19 protein-coding genes and 1 tRNA gene are annotated in these 24,769 nt (G+C 40.9%); 6 read left to right on the plus strand and 14 right to left on the minus strand.

The annotated features are described in order from the left end of the window. Position 1: 1 nt before the first annotated feature. The 11 genes from ilvA to BFS30_RS09185 form a co-directional block, all read right to left on the minus strand. Complete coding sequence (gene ilvA, locus BFS30_RS09135) at positions 2-1,252, minus strand: threonine ammonia-lyase IlvA (protein WP_157262894.1); 1,251 nt, start codon at positions 1,250-1,252, stop codon at positions 2-4. Between the two features lies 1 nt (position 1,253). Next, complete coding sequence (locus BFS30_RS09140) at positions 1,254-2,762, minus strand: 2-isopropylmalate synthase (protein ID WP_069379003.1); 1,509 nt, start codon at positions 2,760-2,762, stop codon at positions 1,254-1,256. A gap of 12 nt (positions 2,763-2,774) precedes the next feature. Then, positions 2,775-3,863 (minus strand): 3-isopropylmalate dehydrogenase, encoded by a 1,089-nt coding sequence (gene leuB / locus BFS30_RS09145; protein ID WP_069379004.1) that lies wholly within the window; start codon positions 3,861-3,863, stop codon positions 2,775-2,777. Positions 3,864-3,868: 5 nt separating this feature from the next. Continuing rightward, positions 3,869-5,335, minus strand: coding sequence for an ATP-binding cassette domain-containing protein (locus BFS30_RS09150; protein ID WP_069379005.1), 1,467 nt, complete (start codon positions 5,333-5,335; stop codon positions 3,869-3,871). 3 nt (positions 5,336-5,338) lie between these two features. Continuing rightward, positions 5,339-5,923, minus strand: a complete 585-nt coding sequence (gene leuD / locus BFS30_RS09155) for a 3-isopropylmalate dehydratase small subunit (RefSeq protein WP_069379006.1) — start codon at positions 5,921-5,923, stop codon at positions 5,339-5,341. Between the two features lie 11 nt (positions 5,924-5,934). Continuing rightward, positions 5,935-7,350 carry a 3-isopropylmalate dehydratase large subunit gene (leuC, locus tag BFS30_RS09160; RefSeq protein ID WP_069379007.1) on the minus strand — a complete coding sequence of 472 codons (1,416 nt, stop codon included), beginning with the start codon at positions 7,348-7,350 and terminating at the stop codon, positions 5,935-5,937. 57 nt (positions 7,351-7,407) lie between these two features. Continuing rightward, positions 7,408-8,889 (minus strand): ketol-acid reductoisomerase, encoded by a 1,482-nt coding sequence (gene ilvC, locus BFS30_RS09165; protein WP_069379008.1) that lies wholly within the window; start codon positions 8,887-8,889, stop codon positions 7,408-7,410. A gap of 81 nt (positions 8,890-8,970) precedes the next feature. Further along, positions 8,971-9,582, minus strand: a complete 612-nt coding sequence (ilvN, locus tag BFS30_RS09170) for an acetolactate synthase small subunit (RefSeq protein ID WP_069379009.1) — start codon at positions 9,580-9,582, stop codon at positions 8,971-8,973. A 10-nt stretch (positions 9,583-9,592) separates the two neighbouring features. After that, positions 9,593-11,332 (minus strand): biosynthetic-type acetolactate synthase large subunit, encoded by a 1,740-nt coding sequence (gene ilvB / locus BFS30_RS09175; RefSeq protein ID WP_069379010.1) that lies wholly within the window; start codon positions 11,330-11,332, stop codon positions 9,593-9,595. A gap of 35 nt (positions 11,333-11,367) precedes the next feature. After that, positions 11,368-13,065 carry a dihydroxy-acid dehydratase gene (ilvD, locus tag BFS30_RS09180; RefSeq protein ID WP_069379011.1) on the minus strand — a complete coding sequence of 566 codons (1,698 nt, stop codon included), beginning with the start codon at positions 13,063-13,065 and terminating at the stop codon, positions 11,368-11,370. 1 nt (position 13,066) lies between these two features. Beyond that, positions 13,067-13,957, minus strand: a complete 891-nt coding sequence (locus BFS30_RS09185) for a branched-chain amino acid transaminase (RefSeq protein ID WP_069379012.1) — start codon at positions 13,955-13,957, stop codon at positions 13,067-13,069. Between the two features lie 905 nt (positions 13,958-14,862). Between BFS30_RS09185 and BFS30_RS09190 the strand changes: the two genes are divergently transcribed. Beyond that, complete coding sequence (locus BFS30_RS09190; protein ID WP_069379013.1) at positions 14,863-15,567, plus strand: LytR/AlgR family response regulator transcription factor; 705 nt, start codon at positions 14,863-14,865, stop codon at positions 15,565-15,567. Positions 15,568-15,629: 62 nt separating this feature from the next. On the opposite strand, the gene atpC is transcribed toward BFS30_RS09190, so the two are convergent. Both atpC and atpD read right to left on the minus strand, forming a co-directional pair. After that, complete coding sequence (atpC, locus tag BFS30_RS09195; RefSeq protein ID WP_069379014.1) at positions 15,630-15,872, minus strand: ATP synthase F1 subunit epsilon; 243 nt, start codon at positions 15,870-15,872, stop codon at positions 15,630-15,632. A 22-nt stretch (positions 15,873-15,894) separates the two neighbouring features. Continuing rightward, positions 15,895-17,400, minus strand: coding sequence for a F0F1 ATP synthase subunit beta (gene atpD, locus BFS30_RS09200; RefSeq protein WP_069379015.1), 1,506 nt, complete (start codon positions 17,398-17,400; stop codon positions 15,895-15,897). A gap of 240 nt (positions 17,401-17,640) precedes the next feature. Between atpD and BFS30_RS09205 the strand changes: the two genes are divergently transcribed. From BFS30_RS09205 to BFS30_RS09215, 3 genes are all read left to right on the plus strand, one after another. Further along, positions 17,641-18,546, plus strand: a complete 906-nt coding sequence (locus BFS30_RS09205; protein WP_069379016.1) for an SDR family oxidoreductase — start codon at positions 17,641-17,643, stop codon at positions 18,544-18,546. 12 nt (positions 18,547-18,558) lie between these two features. Continuing rightward, positions 18,559-19,023, plus strand: a complete 465-nt coding sequence (locus BFS30_RS09210) for a redoxin domain-containing protein (protein ID WP_069379017.1) — start codon at positions 18,559-18,561, stop codon at positions 19,021-19,023. 108 nt (positions 19,024-19,131) lie between these two features. After that, a tRNA-Arg gene (locus BFS30_RS09215) sits at positions 19,132-19,205 on the plus strand. Between the two features lie 85 nt (positions 19,206-19,290). Here BFS30_RS09215 and BFS30_RS28190 read toward each other — a convergent pair. After that, positions 19,291-19,671, minus strand: a complete 381-nt coding sequence (locus BFS30_RS28190) for a DUF6896 domain-containing protein (protein WP_420488421.1) — start codon at positions 19,669-19,671, stop codon at positions 19,291-19,293. Between the two features lie 277 nt (positions 19,672-19,948). Here BFS30_RS28190 and BFS30_RS09220 point away from each other — a divergent pair, with 277 nt between their 5' ends. Together BFS30_RS09220 and BFS30_RS09225 are read left to right on the plus strand one after the other, a co-directional pair. Continuing rightward, complete coding sequence (locus BFS30_RS09220; protein ID WP_069379018.1) at positions 19,949-21,139, plus strand: winged helix-turn-helix domain-containing protein; 1,191 nt, start codon at positions 19,949-19,951, stop codon at positions 21,137-21,139. Positions 21,140-21,596: 457 nt separating this feature from the next. Then, a complete protein-coding gene (locus BFS30_RS09225) occupies positions 21,597-24,767 on the plus strand; it encodes a SusC/RagA family TonB-linked outer membrane protein (RefSeq protein WP_069382362.1) in 3,171 nt (1,056 codons plus the stop codon). The last annotated feature ends 2 nt before the right edge of the window (positions 24,768-24,769 follow it).

The following is a 24,769-nucleotide window of genomic DNA, read 5'->3' on the forward strand; positions in this document are numbered from 1 at the left end:
GTTATACCAGATATTCGAACAGTGTCTGATCATTATTCAATTCAATGATCTCAAATTTAAACTCTTTCATTCTTTGTAAAAGAGAATCGTAATCCGTTGGTTTTGCCAGCTCAATACCTACCAATGCAGGACCATTTTCCCGATTGGTTTTTTTAATAAACTCAAAACGGGTGATGTCATCATGAGGCCCAAGTACATTATTCACAAATAGTTTTAATGCACCCGGTCTCTGCGGAAAACGAACGATAAAATAATGTTTCAATCCTTCAAAGAGTAACGACTTCTCTTTGATCTCCTGCATTCTTTCAATGTCGTTGTTGCCACCACTAACAATGCATACTACATTCTTACCTACAATCTGATGTTTAATATGATCTAGAGAAGCTACTGCTAACGCGCCTGCCGGCTCTACTACAATTGCATCCTCATTATACAACTTAAGAATAGTCGTACATATTTTTCCTTCCGGGATCAGCAACATCTGATTTAGCAGTTCTTTGCAATATTCAAAAGTTAGGTTTCCCACTCTTTTCACTGCTGCACCATCCACAAAGCGATCAATTTCGCCCAATAGAACCGGAGCACCGCTATTCAACGCATGCTTCATAGAAGGTGCACCTTCAGGTTCCACACCGATCAACTGAATTTCCGGTTTGATATTTCTTAAATAGCTACCTACACCAGAGGCAAGGCCGCCACCTCCGATGGGCATGATTACTACATCCAGTTCAGGAAGGTCCTCAAAGATTTCCACTCCAACTGTCCCCTGACCTTCAATCACCTTGGTATTGTCAAAAGGAGGGATAAACGTCATTTGATTAGCTGCAGTATAAGCCAAAGCCTCTTTCAAGCAATCGTCAAAAGTATCACCTACCAATACAATCTCTATATGGTCACCACCAAACATTTCTGTTTGTTTTACCTTTTGTTTAGGGGTAATTTCCGGCATAAAAATAACCCCCTTGATGTTCAGTTTTTTGCAGGAATGTGCTACACCCTGCGCATGATTCCCAGCACTTGCACATACCACACCCTGAGCCATTTGTTCAGGCTCCAGTGTGCTGATCATGTTGTAAGCACCTCTTAATTTATAGGAGCGTACCAATTGCAAATCTTCTCTTTTCAGATAAATATTTGCCTGGTATGTTTTAGAAAGTCCTGCATTATATTCCAAAGGCGTACGTTTTACCGTACCTTTCAATCGTTCTGCTGCCGCCAGAAAATCCAGTACAACTTCTTTTTCTACACTCATCTTATATAAATTTATTCATTGCATCCAGATAAGCATTAGCCGAAGCCTTTACGATATCTGTACTAAAACCATAGCCCACATAAGATTTTCCTTCATAAGAAACCTTCATGTTTACTTTACTCACATCATCACTTCCTCCATGCATGGCCTGGATCGTGAATTCTTTTAAAAGGATATCTTTTCCTACAATCGTCTGAATGGCTTTGATCGTCGCATTTACCGGTCCGTTTCCGGTGGCCATTGCTTCTTTCTCTACACCATCATATTCTAGTCTGATGCTGGCAGTAGGGCTCAAAGGATCCCCACAAAGCACCTGTAACAGGTTCAGTTTGTAACCGTTTTTTACCGCGCCTTCTTCCGTATCACTCATCAGGTAAAGAATATCATCATCACCAATGGTTTTCTTTTCATCAGCCATGATCAAAAAGCGTTCATATACCTGATCTAAGTTCAAACGTTCGATATCATAACCTAAACGCTCTAAGTGATGCTTTAAAGCATGACGTCCGCTACGGGCTGTTAAAATGATATCTGCTGAATTTAAGCCTACATCTTCAGGATTGATGATCTCATAGTTTTCTCTATGTTTCAAAAATCCATCCTGATGAATACCAGAACTATGTGCAAATGCATTCTGACCAATAATCGCCTTGTTCGGTTGTACCGGCATGTGCATCATGCGGCTCACCATAGAGCTGATTTCAGTAAAATGTTTGCTGTTGATGTTCGTTTTTAAATTTAACGCATGGTGTGTTTTCAAAACCATGGTTACTTCTTCCAGCGCTGTGTTCCCTGCACGCTCTCCGATTCCGTTGATGGTACATTCCACCTGACGGGCACCGTTGATCAATCCTGCAAGGCTATTAGCCGTTGCCAGACCCAAATCATTATGGCAATGTACAGAAATGATTGCCTGATCTATATTCCTAACATTTTCTTTCAAATAAAGGATCTTGGCACCATACTGATCTGGAAGACAATAGCCATTCGTATCAGGGATATTTACCACCGTAGCTCCGGCAGCAATAACCGCTTCGATCATTTGGGCCAAAAATACATTGTCTGCACGACCAGCATCTTCTGCGAAGAATTCAATATCCTCTACAAACTGTTTCGCATATTTTACTGCTTCAACTGCTCTCTGAAGGATATCTTCTCTCGTGCTGTTGAATTTATATTTGATGTGCATATCTGAAGAACCAATTCCGGTATGGATCCTTGGTCTTTTTGCATACTGTAAAGCGGCAACTGCCGAATCAATATCTTTTCTGTTGGCGCGGGTTAATGCACAGATAATCGGCTCACGTACGGCTTTAGACAACTCCACTACACTCTGAAAATCACCAGGGCTGGAAATAGGGAAACCGGCCTCGATTACATCCACTCCAAGTGCTTCCAATGCCTTTGCAATTTCAATTTTTTCTGGAGTCGCCAATTGGCAACCCGGTACTTGCTCACCATCACGTAAGGTGGTGTCAAACACATAGACTCTATTAGGATCGTGTAACATAATTCTTGGAGTTTAGGGATTAGTTTTCTGTGTAATAAATTTCAAGACCAATTGTCCCATTTCTTTGGTTCCAAGAACTTTGTAAGGGTTGGTCGTATCATCGGCAATATCGTTGGTTCTGAAACCTTCTTTCAAGACCTGATCTACTGCATCGATGATAATCTTCGCTTCATCTTTCAGTCCGAAGCCAATTTCCAGCATCAGGGATACCGACAGGATAGAAGCCAGAGGATTAGCCAGGTTCTTTCCGGTAATGTCATGTGCTGAGCCATGGATCGGTTCAAAGAAACCAGTGCTTTCTCCAACAGAAGCCGAAGCGAGCATACCCATAGAACCTGCAATCTGCGAAGCCTCATCGGTCAGGATATCACCAAAAAGATTGGCCGTCAATACCACGTCAAACTGTTTAGGATCTTTGATCAGCTGCATCGCTGCATTGTCAATGAACATATGGTCTGTTTGTACTTCCGGATATTCTTTAGCTACCTGCTGTACGGTTTCTCTCCATAATCTGGAGCTTTCCAATACATTGGCTTTATCCACAGAGCACAATCTTTTTCTACGTTGCATCGCAGCTTCAAATGCTTTGCGGGCAATTCTTTCTACCTCATAACGGTGATAAATCATCAAATCAGAAGCAGTATTCTTATCTTCAGAGCGGGTTTTCTCTCCGAAATAAACATCTCCGGTCAGCTCTCTGAAAAACAGGATATCAGTACCTTTTAATATAGCGGGTTTAATGCTCGAAGCATTTAACAATTCGTCAAACAATAAAATAGGGCGGAGGTTGGCATATAAACCCAATTCCTTACGGATTTTAAGCAATCCCTGCTCAGGGCGTACTTTTAAAGAAGGGTCATTGTCGTACTTCGCATGACCAACCGCACCAAAAAGAATGGCATCACTTTTTTTAGCTTTTTCCAGCGTTTCATCGGGTAGTGGATTGCCTGTTGCTTCAATTGCAGCATGACCCATCAGGGCCTCATCATAACTGAAATCATGGCCGAAACCTTTTGCAATTTGTTCCAATACTGCTTTACCCCAAGTGGTCACCTCAGGTCCGATTCCGTCGCCGGGAATAACTAATATATTTTTCTTCATAGTTCTTATATGCTTTGTAACATCGGTTCAACGGATTTTACTTCTCCGTTTTCTAATAAAATTCTTTTCTCTAAACAGCTGGGGAGTTGCGATTCAAAATGGCCCACATAAATTAAGGTGGTTCCATTTTTACACAATTCATCTACCAGCTTGTTAAAATGTTGTGTTTGTTGCTGATCCAAACCCTGACAAGGTTCATCAAGGATGAGTATTTCCGGGTTTTTGATAATGGTCCGGGCCAGTAAGGTTAACCTTTGTTTGCCTAAAGGAAGCTCATTCATCAGTCTGTTTTTATATTCCGTTAATCCGAAATAACTAATCAGTTCATCTACCTGCGCGTGCTTGGTCGCACCTGGATTGCAAAACAAGCCTGAGCTGTCGTAAAATCCGGAAGCAATGCTTTGCCATACCGTAGCAGAGGCGTCAAAATACCAATGCAATTCAGGTGAGATTAAACCAATGCGCTCTTTGATTTCCCAAATGCTCTCACCGGTTCCTCTTTTATTGCCAAACAGGTAAAAGTTATTGGAATAAGCCTGTGGATGATCACCGGCAATTAAACTCAATAAGGTTGATTTTCCTGAGCCGTTATAGCCTTGTAACAGCCATTTATCTCCTGAATTTACTTCCCAGTTGATATTTTTTAACACCTGTTTTCCACTGTAACTGATGTTCACATCAATCATTTTGACCACATGGCTGGAGGTTGTTGAAACCTCATTGCTCAGAAATGCAGGGACAGGTTTAACGATTTCTTCCACCACATCCAAAGTACGATCCTCAAAGGAAATTTCCTGCAATACACCTTCCCTGATCTCTGCAAAACGATTGATCACAGCAGGCAATTCTGTCTCATTGCTGATTAGAATCAACTGTGTTCCGGCTGCAGAGACCTCTTCGAGTAAACCATTAAAATTTTTGCGGGAAAGGGTGTCCAATCCATTATAGGGTTGGTCTAGTATTAACAATTGAGGTTTTAACCATAAGGCCTTCACCAATTGTAATTTTTTATGTTCTCCACTAGATAATTGAATCAGCGGAGAGTTTTTTAAAGCTGCAAAGCCTAATGCATTTAAAATGTGCTGAATTTCATTAAACTGAAGGTGGTGTTCTTTGCCATAAATCTCCAATTCAGCGATAACGGTAGCAGTGGTTACCGTAACCTGACTGTTATAACGTTGCTGATAATAGAAATTTGAGGCACCCTCAAGATCTTTAAACTGATACCAGTTGGCCACATAATGTACCATGGCCGGTAATGTGCTTTCGGGATTGAAATTGATATTGATCTCCCCGCTGTGCACAGGAATCAGGCCAGCAATTGCTTTGGCCAATGATGTTTTTCCGCTACCACTTGCTCCGCACAACAACCAGTTGTCATTACGGTTTACTACCCAGCTAAAATCCTGTAACACCGGTTTGTGGTGATACTTTAGATTAAAGTGGGCGATATGGACGACGGGTTGTGACATTGTTTATCGGGTTTGCTCAAATACTTCAATTAAATTCTTTTGGTTTAAGATGAAATCGATGTCATCATAACCATTGATTAAGCAGGACTTTTTATAAGGATTGATTTCAAATTCTGCTTTAGAACCGGTTTCCACATTGGTTACGGTTTGTGCTTCCAGATCCACGTCCAGTTGTGCTGCATTGTTTTTGCCTACAGTTTCAAAGATCTCTGCCAGAAATTCATCGCTTACCTGAATTGGTAATAAGCCATTGTTCAAAGCATTCCCTTTAAAGATATCGGCAAAGAAACTGCTGATGACCACATCAAAACCTGCGTCCTGAATGGCCCATGCAGCGTGCTCACGACTACTACCGCAACCAAAGTTTTTTCCTGCTACCAATACCCGGCCTTTAAAAGCCGGATTATTCAATACAAAATCAACCTTTGGTGTGTTGTCGCCATTGTAACGCCAGTCACGGAATAAGTTTTCACCAAAACCTTCACGCGTTGTTGCCTTTAGAAACCGGGCCGGAATAATCTGGTCGGTATCAATATTCTCTATATTTAAAGGCACAATCGCCGAAGTCAATTTTTCGAATTTTTTCATCTTCTTTCTGTTTAAGCGTGTTCAGATTCGTTCAATAAAGTTCTTACATCCGTTACCTTTCCGGTAATGGCAGCAGCAGCTGCGGTAAGCGGACTGGCTAAAAACGTACGGGAATCTGGTCCTTGTCTTCCTTCAAAGTTTCTGTTGGAAGTAGATACACAGTATTTTCCTGCAGGGATCTTATCCTCATTCATTCCTAAACAAGCACTGCATCCAGGCTCGCGCAACTGGAACCCTGCTGCTTCAAAAATTTTATCCAAGCCTTCAGCGATCGCTTGCTGCTCAATTTGCTTAGAACCTGGTACAATCCATACCGTTACATTTTCTGCTTTCTGACGGCCCTTTACAAATTCTGCCACTTCGCGTAAATCTTCCATCCTGGAATTGGTACAACTGCCGATAAACACGTAATCAATAACTTTACCTACCAATTCTGTATCTTCTTCAATGCCCATATAATCCAATGCTTTCTGGAAAGAAGCTTGTTCTGAAGAAACCTGACTTGCAGTAGAAGGAATATGTTCTGAGATCCCCATGCCCATTCCCGGATTTGTTCCGTAAGTGATCATTGGGCTGATGTCTGCTGCATCGAAAGTTAAAACGCTGTCGAATGTAGCATCAGCGTCGCTGTATAAAGTTTTCCAGTGAGCCAGTGATTTGTCCCACTCTTCACCTGCAGGTGCAAATTCTCTTCCTTTAATGTAATCGAAGGTAATCTGATCAGGGGCAATTAAACCACCTCTGGCACCCATTTCAATGCTCATGTTGCAGATTGTCATTCTCGCTTCCATACTTAAAGCCTCAATAGTAGAACCTGCATATTCAATAAAATAACCCGTACCACCGGCAGCAGATATTTTAGAGATAATGTATAGAATAATGTCTTTAGCCGTAACGCCTTGTCCTAATGCACCATTCACTTCAATTTTCATGGTTTTGGGTTTCTGTTGCAACAAACATTGTGTAGCAAAAACCTGCTCCACCTGAGAAGTACCGATACCAAATGCAATGGCACCAAAAGCACCATGCGTAGAAGTATGGCTATCGCCACAAACCATTGTTTTTCCTGGTAGGGTGATGCCTAACTCTGGCCCAATTACGTGTACAATTCCCTGGAAAGGATGACCTAAACCATAAAGCTCAATGCCAAATTCTGCACAGTTTTTGGTTAACATATCTACCTGGTAACGGGAAAGTTCTTCTTTAATAGGCTGTAGCTGGTTTAGGGTAGGTACGTTATGATCTGCCGTAGCTACAGTTTGCTGCGAGCGGAAAACAGGCAAGCCTCTTTTGCGTAGACCATCGAAAGCCTGAGGGGAGGTCACCTCATGTATCAAGTGTGTATCGATGTACAAAATATCCGGAAATCCGGCTTCACTTTTTACCACATGGGCGTCCCAAATTTTTTCTACTAATGTTTTTGACATTTTTTATTGCTTTGTAAAGGACTCAGGCCTTAAACCCGAGTCCTTTAAATTTTATGATTAGGCAGTTTTAATAGATTTCATTGCAGTCATCGCTTTTCTCAATTCAGCGCCTACAACTTCCACCTGATGTGAACGGATCACTTCATTTACGGCGATCAATGCTCTGTTATCTACAGCACCATCTTTGCCTTCGTTGAAGTTTTTACCGATCAGGTCAGTATCAACTTTAGTCATGAAATCTGCCAGTAGTGGCTTACAAGCATGGTCAAATAAATAACAACCATATTCTGCAGTATCTGAAATTACCCTGTTCATTTCGAATAATTTTTTACGGGCAATGGTGTTTGCAATTAGTGGAGTTTCATGTAACGACTCATAGTACGCCGATTCTGGTTTAATTCCAGCTTCTACCATCGTTTCGAAAGCCAATTCCACACCAGCTCTTACAAAAGCAACCATTAGTAATGCATTGTCAAAATATTCCTGTTCGCCAATTTTAACATTACCTGCAGGAGTTTTTTCAAAAGCAGTTTCGCCAGTTGCCGCACGCCATGCCAATAGGTTTTTATCACCAGCAGCCCAATCTTCCATCATAACACGGCTAAACTCGCCACTCATGATGTCGTCCTGATGCTTCTGGAACAATGGACGCATAATTGTTTTCAATTCTTCAGAAACTTCGAAAGCTTTGATCTTAGCTACATTGCTCAATCTGTCCATCATGGCAGTGATACCACCTTGTTTCAAGGCTTCAGTAATTACTTCCACACCATATTGAACCAATTTAGACGCGTAACCTGCATCAATTCCTTTTTCAATCATTTTATCAAAAGAAAGGATGGAGCCAGTTTGCAGTAATCCGCAAAGGATCGTTTGCTCACCCATTAAATCTGATTTTACTTCCGCAACGAAAGATGATTTTAGTACACCAGCTCTGTGGCCACCTGTTCCCACACAGTAAGCTTTCGCCTGTGCTAAACCTTTTCCTTCCGGATCGTTCTCAGGGTGCACCGCAATCAGGGTAGGTACCCCAAAACCACGTACGTATTCTGCTCTTACTTCACTACCTGGGCATTTAGGTGCCACCATGATTACCGTAATGTCTTTACGAATCTGCATGCCTTCTTCCACAATATTGAAACCATGTGAGTAAGATAAAGTAGCTCCTTGTTTCATTAACGGCATTACCGCATTTACTACCGAAGTATGTTGTTTATCAGGAGTAAGGTTAATCAATACATCAGCTGTAGGGATCAACTCTTCGTAAGTACCTACTGTAAAGTTATTCTCTGTCGCATTTTTCCAGGAATCTCTTTTACCTTCAATCGCTTCTTTACGCAAGGTATAAGAAACATCTAAACCGCTATCTCTTAAATTTAAACCCTGGTTCAGACCTTGTGCACCACAACCAATGATCACCAGTTTTTTTCCTTTAAGCGCGTTTACGCCATCCAGAAATTCAGAGCTGTCCATGAAATCGCATACACCCAATTGGTTTAATTTTTCTCTAAGAGGTAGTGTGTTAAAATAGTTTGACATCGTTTTTAATGGTTATTTATAGGTTCTAATTCTTTATTTAAATATTTATTTTGTTTCTGCAGAGCGTATCCGGCCCTTAAATTACATGCTGAATACGTTTTTCTCTTTATCCAGGAATTCGTTTTCAATCACTTCCTGTCCTGGCTCTCTGCGTTCAAACTCTCTCAGCTTACGGTTAAAACCTTCACTGTCTTTGATGATTGCCACTCTTGCACTTCTGACAAACTCAATCAGCCCGTAAGGTTGTAAAACTTCGATCAGTTTATCTGTTTCTTCACGATGGCCAGTAGTTTCAAATACTGTATAATCTTTACGGATCACTACTGCCCTTGCGCCATTTTCACGAAGCAGACGTTCTACAGATACCAGTTCTGCAATCGTGTCGGTAGGCACTTTATAAAGCGCCATTTCCTGCCAGATGATGTCCTCGTTGGTATTGAAATATACTTTCAGTACTTCAACCTGTTTTTCAATCTGACGGGCCAGTTTGCGCACCACTTCTTCTGTTTCGTGGATCACGATATTGAAACGGTGGATGTGCTCAATCTCCGATGGAGAAGTATTTAAGGTATCTATGTTGATTTTTCTTCTGGAAAAAATAATGGCAATACGGTTCAGTAACCCGATTTGATTTTCTGTATATACCGTTATCGTAAATTCCTGTTTTTCGTTTATTTCTGGGGAATTGCTCATGATCTGCTGATTATTTAAGTCTGATTTCACTTACACTGCTTCCTTGCGGAACCATTGGGAATACGTTGTGTTCTTTGGCTACCATTACCTCTAAAAGGTAAGAACCTTTGTGGTTTAACATTTCTTCTAATGAGCTTACCAGGTCCTCACGTTCAGAAACTTTTTTACCGGCGATATAATAAGAATCGGCAAGTTTCACGAAATCCGGACTCGTAATGTCTACGAAAGAGTAGCGTTTCTCATGGAACAACTGCTGCCATTGACGAACCATTCCCAGGAACCTGTTGTTCAGGATCATGATCTTTACATCAATTCCACTCTGCATAATGGTCCCCAATTCCTGAAGTGTCATCTGGAAACCTCCATCCCCAATTACGGCAACTACGGTACGGTCTGGCGCTCCGAATTTAGCGCCGATTGCTGCAGGTAAGCCAAAGCCCATTGTACCTAAACCACCACTAGTGATGTTACTTCTAGTATGGTTAAACTTTGCATAACGACAAGCCACCATTTGGTGCTGACCCACGTCTGTTACGATAATCGCTTCTCCTTTAGTCAGTTCATTCAGCTGGTTGATCACTTCGCCCATTGTCAATTCTCCGCTTTGCGGATTCAATTCATTATGGATTACTGTTTCCAACTCCGTCTTGTCAAAGGCCCTGAACTCTGCCAACCATTCCGGGTGTTCTTTCTGATCCACCAAAGCAGTTAAAAGTGGTAAAGTTTCTTTACAATCGCCCCATACCGGAACTTCAGCTTTTACGTTTTTATCGATTTCTGCAGGATCAATATCCAGGTGAATTACTTTTGCCTGTTTGGCATATTTATCTAAACGTCCTGTTACACGGTCGTCGAAACGCATTCCTATGGCAATCAGTACATCACAAGAATTGGTTTGTACGTTCGGGCCGTAATTACCATGCATTCCCAACATCCCTACATTTAAAGGGTGATCTGTTGGAATTGCACCTGCACCCATAATGGTCCATGCAGCCGGAATACCTGTTTTTTCTACAAAAGCTTTAAACTCCTGTTCTGCATTTCCTAAAGAAACGCCTTGTCCGAAAAGGATGAAAGGTTTTTTTGCAGAGTTAATCAATGCAGCAGCCTGCTCAATATATTCTTTACGAACATTTGGTTTCGGGCGGTAACTGCGGACATGGTCACAGGGGGTATAACCTTCGTAATCAAATAGCTGCAACTGTGCATTTTTGGTGATGTCTATCAATACCGGGCCTGGTCTGCCGCTGCGGGCAATGTAAAAAGCCTTAGCCAATACACTTGGAATCTCGGTAGCATCAGTAATCTGGTAGTTCCATTTGGTTACCGGAGTAGTAATGTTAATTACATCCGTTTCCTGGAAAGCATCTGTTCCTAAAAGATGTGCATAAACCTGACCGGTAATGCAAACCATCGGTGTACTGTCAATCTGTGCATCTGCCAACCCTGTTACCAGGTTGGTTGCTCCCGGGCCGCTGGTAGCGAATACCACACCAACTTTACCAGAAGAACGTGCATAACCCTGGCCGGCATGTGTACCGCCTTGCTCATGACGTACTAAAATATGTTTTAACTTGTCTTTATAATCGTATAACGCATCATAAATAGGCATGATGGCACCACCTGGATACCCGAAAATGGTATCGGTACCTTCCGCTATTAATCCTTCCAATATAGCTACAGAACCAGAAACATTTACTGTTTTCTTTGGTTCTGTTAAGGTCGTTGCTTCCTCTTGTGCAGTGTTCATTGTTTTTATTTTTAGGTATAGGGGTTTCTGGTTAATTAGTGAGTGTAGGCATCGGTAACGCAGCCCTCACTGGCATCGCTTACCTGTTTCAGATATTTATAAAGGACGCCGCCTTTGACGGGTGGTGGCAACTGTTTCCAGACCGCTTTACGTTTTTCCATTTCCTCTTCAGTAATGTCCAGGTGTAACGTGTTGTTTACTGCGTCAATGATGATCGTATCATTGTCATGTACAAAGGCGATATTTCCACCATCCCATGCTTCCGGAGTAATGTGTCCAACCACGAAACCATGTGTACCTCCCGAGAAACGTCCGTCAGTAATCAAGGCTACCGATTTACCCAATCCTGCACCAATAATGGCCGAAGTTGGTTTTAACATTTCCGGCATACCCGGTGCTCCTTTAGGGCCTACCTGTCTGATCACCACTACATCTCCTTTTTTCACCTTTCCACTCTGAATTCCGGCGATCAATGATTTTTCTCCTTCAAATACCCTTGCCGGACCTTCAAATCTTTCTCCTTCTTTACCGCTGATTTTGGCTACTGAACCTTTTTCGGCAATATTGCCATATAACATTTGCAAATGGCCTGTCGCTTTTACCGGGTTAGTTACCGGAAGAATTACTTTCTGCTGATCGAAATCCAGGTCAGCTGCATCGGCTACATTTTCTGCCAGTGTTTTTCCGGTTACCGTCAGACAGTCGCCATGAATTAAACCTACTTTCAACAGGTATTTTAAAACTGCCGGAACACCGCCAATTTCATGAACATCTTCCATTAAATACTGGCCGCTTGGTTTCAAATCGGCCAATACCGGAGTACTGTCGCTAACCGCCTGGAAGTCTGCTAATTTTAAGGTTAATCCTACTGATTTTGCCATCGCGATTAAGTGCAATACCGCATTGGTAGAACCACCTAGAACCATCACCGTTACAATGGCATTGTGGAATGCTTTCTCGGTCATGATATCTGAAGGAAGAATGTTTTTTTCCAGCAATACGCGAATCGCTTTACCAGCATTTAAACATTCCTGTCTTTTTTCCTCGCTTAGGGCAGGATAAGAAGAACTGTATGGCAAACTCATACCCAATGCTTCAATCGCTGAAGCCATGGTATTTGCGGTATACATCCCGCCACATGCACCCGCTCCCGGGCAGGTATGACGAATGATGCCCTGATAATCTTCTTCATTTAATGTACCTGCCAGTTTCTCGCCAAGGGCTTCAAATGCAGATACGATATTTAATGATTTTCCTTTATACTGTCCGGAGTGGATACTTCCACCGTATACCATGATTGATGGGCGGTTTAAACGGCCCATTGCCATGATAGAACCCGGCATATTTTTATCGCAACCTGGCAATGCAATTACGCCATCGTAATACTGTCCACCGCAAATCGTTTCAATCGAATCTGCAATTACATCTCTGGAAACCAAAGAATAACGCATTCCATCTGTTCCGTTTGACATGCCATCGCTTACACCGATGGTGCTAAAGGTTAAACCGACCATTCCATTATCCCAGACACCATCTTTAACAATTTTTGCTAAATCATTGAGGTGCATGTTGCAGGTATTTCCATCGTATCCCATACTGGCAACACCGACCTGTGCTTTGTCCATATCTTCTTTGGTCAGACCAATTCCATATAGCATGGCTTGTGCTGCAGGCTGGGTTGGGTCCTGCGTGAATACTTTACTGTAGCGGTTTAATTCTGGTGATTGTGACATATTATATGATTACTTCGTAGTTTTGCTTTTCTAATACCAAACATTTATAAGTGCGTTGTATAGTGGCACCAACACTGTCGTTCCATTTTACCGGGAACTGATATTCATCGATCGCAGCAATGCCTGCAATTTCTGTTGCTGTTCCACAGAAGAAAGCACTGTCTGCATGTTTCAAGTCGTTTACAGTCAGGTGTTTTTCTATCAGTTCAATATCCAGGATACGGCATAATTCTATAACCGTAGCGCGGGTAATTCCGGCCAGGATATTGCCAAGAGGAGGAGTGTATAACCTTCCGTTTTTCTCAATAAAAATATTTGCTCCGGGCGCTTCCGCAACATTCCCGTTCATATCTAATAAAAGGGCTTCATCAAATCCTTTGCGTTTAGCTTCGGTAGTAGCAAGAATAGAGTTCACATAATTGCCACTTACTTTTGCCTCTATAGGAGTAGATTTCGGGTTTGGACGTTCGTAGCTTGATACGCAAACTTTTAATTGCTGATTACCAAGGTAAGCACCCCATTCCCATGCACAGATCATGATCGAAACATCAGTTGCTGCAACCAACGACATATTGGGCGCGGCATATACCAACGGACGGATGTATGCATTTTTTAACTTATTTAATTCCAGTAATTTATAAGTTTGTTTGATCAGGTTGTTAATGTCCCATGGAAAAGGCATATTGACCAGTTCGGCAGATTTTTTTAATCTTTCGTAATGTTCTCGGATTTTGAATATACGGGTTCCATTATGGGTCTGATAAGCTCTGATCCCTTCAAATACAGCGTAGCCATAATGGAGCGATTGCCCGTAGATATCGGCGGTTGTGTTGGCGGCATTCTGGAACTTACCGTCTAAGTATAACACTGTATTTGAATTAAAGTACTTCATTTTGGTTGTAGATTGATGTTTTGTTTTTATTGGTTCATTAAAAAAGCGCCACTTTTGGGGGCGCTTGCGTATATTTTTTTTATTAAATATTCATTTACAGCGCCTTATCCTTCTGAAGAATCAGCAGAAGAATCACATTAATAATGACAATAATTAAGGCGGTGCTAATAAGGTTCATTTTAGTTCTTTATTTGTTGTTGCTTTATAAATCCAATTTAGGCTTTGACTTCTATACTATCAATAGCCAGCCAAAAATAAATAAAAAAAAATATTATTCTTTTTTATTTATTTAATTACAAATAATATATTGAATAATATGCCTTTTTGATGTCTTTAAATGGTTGCTTCTATACCAAATATGAAATCGGTATTCGGTATGAGTCTTATGCAAGCATTGTAATTTTGGTGATTTTCTTCCTGAAAAGTGGAAAACGCCAAAAAAGTTGAACAAAACTGCAAGAAAATACTTCGGTAATTTCCGGAAAATAAAGGACAAAAAGAAGCCCTGTAGTCAGCCGGGGGTAAAGCTGATACAGGGCCGTTAAAACAACATTAAGGGGATGCTATTTTATTTCTTATTATTAATATATTTATTAAAGTATTTGTTCCCTAACAATAACATCGGATGGATGTCCGTGTTATCGATGTTTTACTGAATTAAATTTATACTTATCAAATCTGGTTGGTGTGTTTTTTACACCGATTTGAAGATTACAGGTACCGATTTAAGGTTTCTTTGTAGCCATATCATATCATGAATGTGTTAAAATTGAAATTTTACTTCTGTTATCCGTAACAAAAGTCAGAATAAGTTGACTAATGAGTATAATGAAGCCAGGCTAAAGACATTTAATGACGGATGCTGTTTACCTATAGGGATAGGATTATTTAGAAATTGACCTCGTATGATTAGATGTTTAGTGCTTGACGATGAACAGCATGCTGTTGACCTCCTCGTGTCGTACATTAAAAGAGTTCCGTTTTTGGAACTTGCTTATAGTTCGACTGATCCGATGGAGGCGCTGGCATTATTGAATACCGCAAATGTGGACCTTATTTTTTCAGATATTGAAATGCCTGAATTATCCGGCATAGAATTTACGAAAGCATTGGGAGGGAGCCATCATGTGGTATTTACCACAGCCTACAGCTCATTTGCGATGGACGGTTTTGAGCATGATGTGGTTGACTTTCTATTGAAGCCCATCACCTTTACCCGTTTTCTTAAAAGTGCCCAGAAAGCCATGACACTCATGTCCAGCTTCGATAAAACAAAAGTGGAAGAGGAGCGAAAGGATTATTTCTTTGTAAAAACCGAGCAAAAAGGCAAGCTGATCAAGATCAATTTCAGTGAGATTGATTATGTCGAGGGCATGCGGAATTATGTGGGGATCTATAAAAACGGAGAGCTGGTTGCGGCTTTGATGAATATGAAAGACCTGGAAGCTTTACTTCCCCCTGCACAGTTTGTACGGGTGCACAATTCTTATATTATCCGCATTTCTGCCATCCAGATGATCGAAGGAAATATTGTCCGCCTGAAGAACGTAACCGGATCTATCCCGATTGGCATTACCTACAAGAATGCCTTTATGGAAAGGATAAAATAATTTTGATTGCAAAAAAAAAGGATGTCTACGTAGACATCCTTTTTTATATTATGCTTTAAATATTAAGCAACCCCTTCGGCCAGAACAATAATTTTGTTTTTCAAAACCTCAACTACACCACCTTTAATTACAAAGGTCTCTTCACCGGCTTTGCTTTTAATAATTACTGGTCCATCTTCTAAGGTTGAGATAATAGGAGCATGGTCTCTCAAAATCTGGAAAGATCCCATGGTACCTGGTACCGTAACCGCTGTTACTTCGCCTTCAAAGACTTTTTTATCTGGTGTTAATATTTCTAGTGTCATATTCAAAGTATAAGCGCTTTAATTAAGCGTTTGCTTCAGCTAATAGTTTTTTACCTTTTTCGATTGCATCTTCGATACCACCTACTAAGTTAAATGCAGCCTCTGGATATTCATCAACTTCACCATCCATAATCATGTTAAATGCTTTGATGGTATCTTTAATGTCAACAAGTACACCTTTTAAGCCTGTAAACTGCTCAGCAACGTGGAAAGGTTGAGATAAGAAACGTTGAACACGACGCGCGCGGTGAACGATTAGTTTATCTTCTTCAGATAACTCGTCCATACCCAAAATCGCGATGATATCCTGAAGTTCTTTATAACGTTGTAAGATTTCTTTTACGCGTTGAGCAGTGTTATAGTGCTCATCACCTAAGATAGCCGGAGATAAGATTCTTGAAGTTGAATCCAATGGATCCACCGCAGGATAAATACCTAGCTCAGAAATTTTACGGGACAATACAGTTGTAGCATCTAAGTGGGCAAACGTTGTAGCCGGAGCCGGATCCGTTAAATCATCCGCAGGCACATAAACCGCCTGTACAGAGGTAATTGATCCACGTTTAGTTGAAGTAATACGCTCCTGCATTAAACCCATCTCTGTTGCCAAAGTTGGCTGGTAACCTACTGCAGAAGGCATACGACCTAGAAGTGCCGATACCTCAGAACCTGCCTGAGTGAAACGGAAGATGTTATCAACGAAGAAAAGGATATCTTTTCCTGCGCCTTCACCATCACCATCACGGAAATATTCAGCAACGGTTAGTCCTGATAAAGCCACACGAGCACGTGCTCCAGGAGGCTCATTCATCTGACCGAATACCAATGTTGCTTTAGATTCTTTTAGTTTCTCTGTATCAACTTTGCTTAGATCCCATCCACCTTTTTCCATTGAATGAAGGAATTCCTCACCATAGTTGATTACACCAGATTCGATAAACTCCCGTAAAAGGTCATTACCTTCACGAGTACGCTCACCTACACCGGCAAATACTGATAAACCAGCATACGCTTTCGCGATGTTGTTTACCAATTCCATAATCAATACTGTTTTACCTACACCCGCACCACCGAACAAACCGATTTTACCACCTTTAGCATAAGGCTCTAGTAAGTCGATTACTTTGATACCTGTAAATAGTACCTCTGATTCAGTTGATAGCTCGTCAAATTTAGGAGGAGCATTGTGGATTGGTCTTCCGTTGGTTTTATCAATTGTGTTGATACCATCGATAGCCTCACCTACAACATTGAACAGACGGCCTTTAATCTCATCACCAACAGGCATTTTGATAGGCGCACCAGTGTCTAATGCTTTCATGCCACGAACTAAACCATCGGTCGAGTCCATTGCAATTGCACGTACGCGGTCTTCACCAAGATGTTGTTGAACTTCTAAAACGACCTTCTGGCCGTTTTCTTTTTCAATCTCTAATGCAGAGAAAATTTGAGGTAAATGAGCATCGTCAGCAAAACTCACGTCAACTACCGGTCCTATAATCTGCGCTATTTTTCCAATGTTAGGCATATATTGTTTTGGGTAAAATTATAAATATCAATTTGTTAAAGGCTGTTTTAAGAGCCCACAATTCGGTTTGCAAAGTTAAGATTTTCCCGCATACATTGCATATATAAATAAAAAGTTTTTCCACAGTTTTTAAATGAATATTTTAGCCGGTATAAAACAGGGTTCAGACAGCGGCTTTTTAGTGGTAAAAAGCGAGTTTTTTAAGTGCCATGTGATCCAATAAAAAATAAAGAATAACTGATGAAAACCATATTAGTAACAGGAAGTAACGGCCTTACAGGGCAAAAAATCACAGAACGCGTACTGGCAACAAAAGAATTTAATCTGATTGCAACATCCAGAGGAGAGAATCGCTTTCCTGTTAATGAAGGGTATGTTTATGCAGAAATGGATATCCTCAATCCGACAAATGTGGAGGAAGTGGTCGCAAAATATAAACCAGATGCGATCATTCATACGGCAGCAATGACGAATGTGGATACTTGTGAGTCGCAAAAAGAGCTGGCACGTGAGCTGAATGTGGGAGCTGTGGAAACTTTAATCCGGGTTTGCAGACAATACGATGTACAGCTGGTTCATTTATCTACGGACTTTATTTTTGATGGTGCAAACGGACCTTATGATGAGCTGGCTCCGCCAAGCCCTTTAAGCTATTATGGGGAGACCAAATTACAGGCTGAAAATGCAATCATTGCGGCTGGCGGAAAGTGGGCAATCCTGAGAACGATCATTGTATATGGTATCGTAAGTGATATGAGCCGTAGTAATATTGTATTATGGGCTAAAGGTGCTTTGGAAAAAGGAGAACCTATTAATGTAGTGAATGACCAATGGCGTATGCCAACCCTGGCAGAAGATCTTGCGGATTGCTGTTTACTTGCAGTATCTAAAAATGGACAGGGTGTTTATAATGCCTCCGGAAAAGATATGATGAGCATATCTGAACTGGTAGGGAAGGTAGCGGATTACTGGAACCTGGATAAAAGCCTGATTTCTGAAATCAGCGCGGCAACTTTAAATCAATCGGCTAGGCGTCCGGTAAAAACAGGATTCATCCTGGATAAAACAATTCGTGATCTCGGTTATCAACCGCATAGTTTTCAGGAAGGATTAGCGATATTAGACCAGCAATTAAAAGAAAGATAAACAATATATATTATGGCATTACAAGTTGGCGATCAAGCCCCGGATTTTAAATTATTCAGCTCAGACCTGAAAGAAGTAGCGCTATCTGATTATAAAGGTAGAAAACTGGTTGTTCATTTCTTCCCTTTGGCCTTCACAGGAGTGTGTACTGCACAACTATGTACAATGAGAGATAGCTTTGGTTATTATCAGGGAATGAATGCGGATGTAATAGGTATTTCTGTAGATTCTCCGTTTACATTGGCTAAATTCAAAGAAGAACAAAGCTATCAGTTCCCTTTATTGTCTGATTTTAATAAAGAAACGTCTAAAGCATTCGGTGCTTTGTACGAAGATTTTGCTTTCAATATGAAAGGAGTGGCTAAAAGATCTGCTTTTGTAATTGATGAAGAAGGAAAAATCATTCATACGGAAGTGTTAGAAGATGCAGGTAATATGCCTGACTTTGATGCAATTAAGCGTTCAATAGAAGCATAAGACGTGTTTGTCCAGTTGAAGAATCTTGATTTTTTTTAAATAAAATTTGTAAAATCAATTTCAAACACTACTTTTGCAGTCCGTTAACGAAACATCGAAAACGGAAATGCATTTGTAGCTCAATTGGATAGAGCATCTCACTACGGATGAGAAGGTTTGGGGTTCGAATCCCTACAAGTGCACAAAGGAAAGCCTTAGAGAAATCTAAGGCTTTTTTAATTTTATTGAAATCAAGGCTCAACCTAACATATCAAAGTTATTTTGCGTTTATCTATTACTGATTTTCTTCCACCAACTTTGAAAGGATTTTCTTAGACTTTCGTTGTTTTCAACTCTTCTTTCGGTTTTGTTAATAGTCCCGGTCTTTAAAGTACTTTTAAAAAAATAAAGAGATGTTGAGTTTATCAGTTTTGGTTTAATGATTACGACTTTCTTGATCAGATCATTAAATTCCTTTTCAACCTTTGTGGCGTCTCTATAGTTAGGGAACTTATTACGTTGGTTTTGTATGAAATTTTTAAGTCTCCACAGGTCGAATCCGTCGTGTCTTAGTTCCGGAAAATGAACTGTTTGTAAATGTGTCTGATGAACTGCTTTATCTACATTGTGATTTTTGGTTGCATGTAAATCTCTGTTATTAAACGATATTTAAGCAAACTTAACGGGTAAACTGATAGCTTATTCCTGCTGCCCAGCGTTCTGGAATCACCATCTGGGCACCTCAGGATAGTCCTGAAAGCTCCAGCTGGAGAGGTGACGAGCCGATCGGTTTATGGACAGAAGGTTTCGTCAGGAAGCCTGCATATGTCGGTGTAGCAGAAGGCCTGAAAAATAAATAGGTCCGGAAAAACCACTGTATATCATACGTACACTAAAATCAGGAAAGAAGGCAGCTAATTAACTGCTGCCTTCTTATCTTTACCTGATGGAATCTATTACCCTTACAAAACTTCAGGCACGGAAAATTATCCTTGACGCCGCTGGACTCGCGCGAAAAGCACAGTTCGGCACAGGAATCGAAGCTGTTTATCGGGTAATTGACCATTTGGGTTTCGTACAGCTGGATACGAATTACGTGGTGGAGCGTGCTCATCATCATGTGATGGCCGCGCGTATACCAGACTATCAAACGGAATGGCTGGCCCGGCTTTGTGAAGATGGTCGTGTTTATGAATACTTCACTTCCGATGCAGGTTACCTTCCCATGTCTGATTTCCGCTTTTCATTGCCTGTAAAAAAAGCTTTTGAAACGCAGTCAGGACCACTCAGTAAACCGGAAATCAATTTGATGAAGCAGATTATGGACCGGGTAGAAAGGGAAGGGGCACTAATGGTTGGAGACTTTGAGAACGACCGTCAGGAAGCTAGTTCAGGCTGGTGGGATTGGCGTCCTGCTAAGATTGCCCTGGAAAGACTTTACCTCAATGGAAACCTGATGATCAGCCGCACCAAAGCCTTCCATAAAGTATACGACCTGCCACTCAATTTAGTGCCACAGGAAACAGATTTAGCTACGCCCACAGATGAAGAATATGCACGTTTTGTCATCTGTCGTACTTTAGCTGCGCTGGGCATTGCTTCCGTTAAAGAAATTAACTGGCGGGCCCGTCGGGTAAAAGGCAACCTTATAAAACAGGAGCTGGAAAAAATGGTTCAGGCTACTGAAGTAAAAGTAGTAACTGTCGAGGGCATTAAAGGTCCGCTCTATATGCGCGCCAATCAAAATATTAACATTGAACTATCCAATGATGTATTCATCCTTTCACCCTTCGATATTCTCAACGTCTTTCGTCACCGCTTAAAAGATTTCTTCAATTTTGATTACCAGATCGAATGTTTTGTACCTGCTCCGAAACGTTTGTATGGTTATTTTTCATTACCGATACTCGCAGGCGAAACTTTTATTGCGAGAATGGATGCCAAAGCCAATCGCAAACAAAAAGTACTGATCGTTCATAACATCCATTTTGAACCCATTGATCTCGGACAAAGAACTATTGAAAAATTTGTTCTGGCCTTAAAAGCATTTGCCCTGTTTAATCAATGCCATGACATTGTTTTTACGCGGTCCAACAATGAAACTTACCTGGAAGCAATCCGCCAAAAATTTTCCTGATTTTATCATGATAATCCCCTTGCTGTTTCTGCGATAGGTTTCTTATAGAGCGATCCTATGTCACAATTTTGTTGTGCTTAAACGGTTTTGTTACCAAAATCGAGGAATATACGGGTGTCTGACACCTTCATTTTACGTTAACATAAGTTCTCTTCTCTTTATCATTTGAAGCATACTCGAGCTCAACCGGAACCTATATTTGATCTTCATAGAACCAAATATTTAACCTGTCAAACCTAATAGGATTTGATTTAAACGGACTTTTTCGCAAATGTTGACCTCAGTAATTCATTACAAATCAGGCCATATTATGTTTACGTTTTTCTAGTTTCTGCTATTTTTTACAGCTGCTCAATGCGCTGTATCCGGTAGACCTGTAAAGTCATGAACGAGGCAGTCTCTTTATTAAATAGTTAACAATTGGTTGGCATTAATCAGAAACCAAAATAAACTAAATATGAACCAAACAATTTCCATCAGGAAACTACCAGTTTTTTTATGGCTGGTAACTTCTATCGTGTTCCTACACTTTAAAGGGTATGCTCAGGAAAGGCAAATTACAGGGAAGATCATCGCAACCGATGATTCTACACCATTGTGGGGAGCGATAGTGCAGTTGAAGGCGAAAAACAAATCCACATCTACCAACGAGCAAGGACAGTATTTTATAAAAGCCAATACAGGTGATATCCTCATTTTTAAGATGATTGGTTATCGGCAACAGGAGATCATGGTGGGTGATGGTAGTGTCATTAATGTGAACCTGAAAGCGGAACATACAAAACTGGATGAAGTGGTGGTGATTGGTTATGGAGATAAGAGCAGGCGTGACCTTACCGGGTCTGTATCTTCGGTTTCGGGAGCCGACATTGTTAAAACGCAGCCCACCACTGTAGATCAGGCTTTGCAAGGAAAGGTTCCTGGAGTTGTGGTACAACAGATCTCTGGTCAGCCTGGTGGGGGAGTGTCTGTACAAATTCGCGGACTATCCGGCTTTAGCAATAATCCCCCCTTGTATGTAATTGATGGGGTACAGATATTGCCTTCAACCGGTGATAAAGGGACCAATCCCTTATCCAGTATCAATCCCTCTGAAGTAGCTTCAATTGACATATTAAAAGATGCCTCAGCTACGGCTATTTATGGGGCACAGGCAACAAATGGCGTGATCATTATTACCACAAAGAGAGGGTCCTCAGGCCCTCCGGTGATTAATTACGACGGTTATGCCGGCGGTCAGGCCCTGCCTAAGTATTATGATGTGATGGACCTGAGGGAATACGCAACGTTTATGAACGAAAAGGCGGCCATTATCGGTTATGATTTAAGGCCACACTTTGCGAATCCAAAATATCTGGGAGAAGGAACGGATTGGCAGGAAGCGTTGTTTAGAACGGCACTTATGCAAAATCATAACCTATCCCTTTCCGGTGGCGATGCCAGAACGAAATACTATTTGTCAGGCACTTACTTTTCTCAGGATGGAATCGCTTTGGGGTCAGACTTTAAAAGGATCTCAACGCGGTTAAACCTGGATAACAAAACCACTGATTGGTTAAAGATCGGGGCAAGCTTGCAATTGGCGAATGTAAAAGAAAACGTCACTACTTCTCAGTCGGGTGTAATCCGGCAGGCATTAAATCAAACGCCGGATGTGAACATCGTAAATCCTGATGGCAGCTGGGGAGGTAACGACCCTAATATTTATGGTGCTACCGGAACTAACCCATTTGCCTTAGCAAAAATTGTAAAAGACCTGAAGAACCGTTATGAATTATTCGGAAATGCCTATGCTGAAGTTCAGTTTGCCAAAGGGTTGAGCCTGAGAAATGAAATATCAGGAAATTTTGCAACTGCTTCAGAAGATCAGTTTGATCCTATTTATACAATGGGTGCTTATTCCAAAACCTCCAATTCTGCAACTTATTCCAGCGGAAAAAACATGTTTTATTCACTAACCAACTATTTAACCTACGGCCATTCATTTGCGAATAAGTATAATCTAAATGCTATGATAGGGCATGAGTCTAAAGTGTGGGAATATGAAAATGTGTCGGCAACGAGAAGAAACTTTCCAAGTAATAATGTACAGGCAATAAATAGTGGCGACGGCAGTACGGCAACCAACACCGGTGACAAGGGACAGACCGCAGGTGAGTCCTATTTTGGACGTATTGATTTTAAATACAATGATAAATATAATGTCACTATCAATGTGCGTAATGACGGTTCCTCCAAATTTGCACCTGATAACAGGTGGGTAACCACTTATTCAGGAGCATTCGCCTGGAGATTAAGTCAGGAAAGCTTCCTGAAAAATGTAAAAGAGATTAATGATCTGAAACTTAGGGTCGGATATGGCTTGCAGAATAACCAAAATATACGTGATTATGCATATGGCTCAACATTAACAACAGTGTCTACTTCCCTATCTGGTAATTCGCAGCTCATGGCCGCCAGTGGCAATCCTGATGTAAAATGGGAAACCACAAAAGGTTATAATACCGGCTTAGATGTAAGTATTTTAAACAGAAGAATTGAATTTTCTGTGGATGCTTACTACAAAAAAACAGAAAATCTATTACTAAGTCTTACGCTGCCATTGTATTCAGGAATGATTGATGCCACTGGTTATGCGCCGGGATCAATCCAGTCACCCTATATTAATATTGGTTCTGTTAGTAATAAGGGGATAGAATTTTCTATAACAACTCACAATGTGACCGCTAAAAACTTCAATTGGAAGAGTAACCTGACCTTATCTCATAATGTAAATAAAATTCTTGCATTAAATACAGATGCTGCTGCATTATATGGATATGCGGGTAGCACAGCCATCACCAAATCTATTGTAGGCGGGACTATTGGGGAGTATTATGGATATCAAACCCTGGGTACCTATAAAAATGCCGAAGATTTTGCAAAATACCCTGCGCTGCCTCAAAAAGGAGGAACTGCCATCCCAATTACCAACGGCTCCGGAGGAGTTTGGGTAGGAGATGTCATTTTTAAAGATCAGAATAATGACGGTATAATAGATGAGAGCGATCAGGTCTTTTTAGGCTCCCCAAATCCAAAATTCCAATTCGGAATAAACAATAGTTTCAATTTTAAAAACTTTGATTTGAACATTTTTATATCTGGTAGCTACGGCAATAAGCTTTTTAACCAGGTAAGGGTTGATGCCGAAAACCCAAATCAAAATTTCGGATATTTTAGAAATGTGCTTGATTATGCTAAAATCGGATTGATTGACCCTGCTGGTTCAGCTGCTGATATTAACAACGTATACATTACTAATCCCGAAACCAGGATTACCAGAATTAGCCAGAGCAGTGGAAATGGCAACCAGCGCTTTTCTGATAAATATATTGAAAACGGTTCCTATTTAAGGTGTAAAAGTATCACACTGGGCTATAATTTCTCGGAAAATATCTTATCTAAAATTCATTTAAAATCATTGCGCCTGTATGGTCAGGTAACGAATGTGTTTACGCTGACAAAGTACAATGGGTATGATCCTGAAATAGGCTCCTGGAATCCTCTGGCCGCAGGTGTCGATAATGGATATTATGCACAACCGCGTGTGTTTACAATTGGTGCCAATATCTCTATTCTAAACAAGTAAGA

Origin of the sequence: Pedobacter steynii (assembly GCF_001721645.1) — a bacterium.
GTDB classification, from domain to species: domain Bacteria; phylum Bacteroidota; class Bacteroidia; order Sphingobacteriales; family Sphingobacteriaceae; genus Pedobacter; species Pedobacter steynii_A.

Excerpts from the sequence above, each read along its gene's own strand:
- BFS30_RS09205 (WP_069379016.1), top strand. The coding sequence starts at position 17,641 with ATGAAAACCATATTAGTAACAGGAAGTAACGGCCTTACAGGGCAAAAA.
- ilvB (WP_069379010.1), bottom strand. The coding sequence starts at position 11,332 with ATGAACACTGCACAAGAGGAAGCAACGACCTTAACAGAACCAAAGAAA.
- leuD (WP_069379006.1), bottom strand. The coding sequence starts at position 5,923 with ATGAAAAAATTCGAAAAATTGACTTCGGCGATTGTGCCTTTAAATATA.
- BFS30_RS09140 (WP_069379003.1), bottom strand. The coding sequence starts at position 2,762 with ATGTTACACGATCCTAATAGAGTCTATGTGTTTGACACCACCTTACGT.
- ilvN (WP_069379009.1), bottom strand. The coding sequence starts at position 9,582 with ATGAGCAATTCCCCAGAAATAAACGAAAAACAGGAATTTACGATAACG.
- BFS30_RS09190 (WP_069379013.1), top strand. The coding sequence starts at position 14,863 with ATGATTAGATGTTTAGTGCTTGACGATGAACAGCATGCTGTTGACCTC.
- ilvA (WP_157262894.1), bottom strand. The coding sequence starts at position 1,252 with ATGAGTGTAGAAAAAGAAGTTGTACTGGATTTTCTGGCGGCAGCAGAA.
- ilvC (WP_069379008.1), bottom strand. The coding sequence starts at position 8,889 with ATGTCAAACTATTTTAACACACTACCTCTTAGAGAAAAATTAAACCAA.
- BFS30_RS09225 (WP_069382362.1), top strand. The coding sequence starts at position 21,597 with ATGAACCAAACAATTTCCATCAGGAAACTACCAGTTTTTTTATGGCTG.
- BFS30_RS09150 (WP_069379005.1), bottom strand. The coding sequence starts at position 5,335 with ATGTCACAACCCGTCGTCCATATCGCCCACTTTAATCTAAAGTATCAC.
- BFS30_RS09185 (WP_069379012.1), bottom strand. The coding sequence starts at position 13,957 with ATGAAGTACTTTAATTCAAATACAGTGTTATACTTAGACGGTAAGTTC.
- BFS30_RS09210 (WP_069379017.1), top strand. The coding sequence starts at position 18,559 with ATGGCATTACAAGTTGGCGATCAAGCCCCGGATTTTAAATTATTCAGC.
- leuC (WP_069379007.1), bottom strand. The coding sequence starts at position 7,350 with ATGTCAAAAACATTAGTAGAAAAAATTTGGGACGCCCATGTGGTAAAA.
- atpC (WP_069379014.1), bottom strand. The coding sequence starts at position 15,872 with ATGACACTAGAAATATTAACACCAGATAAAAAAGTCTTTGAAGGCGAA.
- ilvD (WP_069379011.1), bottom strand. The coding sequence starts at position 13,065 with ATGTCACAATCACCAGAATTAAACCGCTACAGTAAAGTATTCACGCAG.
- atpD (WP_069379015.1), bottom strand. The coding sequence starts at position 17,400 with ATGCCTAACATTGGAAAAATAGCGCAGATTATAGGACCGGTAGTTGAC.
- BFS30_RS09220 (WP_069379018.1), top strand. The coding sequence starts at position 19,949 with ATGGAATCTATTACCCTTACAAAACTTCAGGCACGGAAAATTATCCTT.
- leuB (WP_069379004.1), bottom strand. The coding sequence starts at position 3,863 with ATGAAGAAAAATATATTAGTTATTCCCGGCGACGGAATCGGACCTGAG.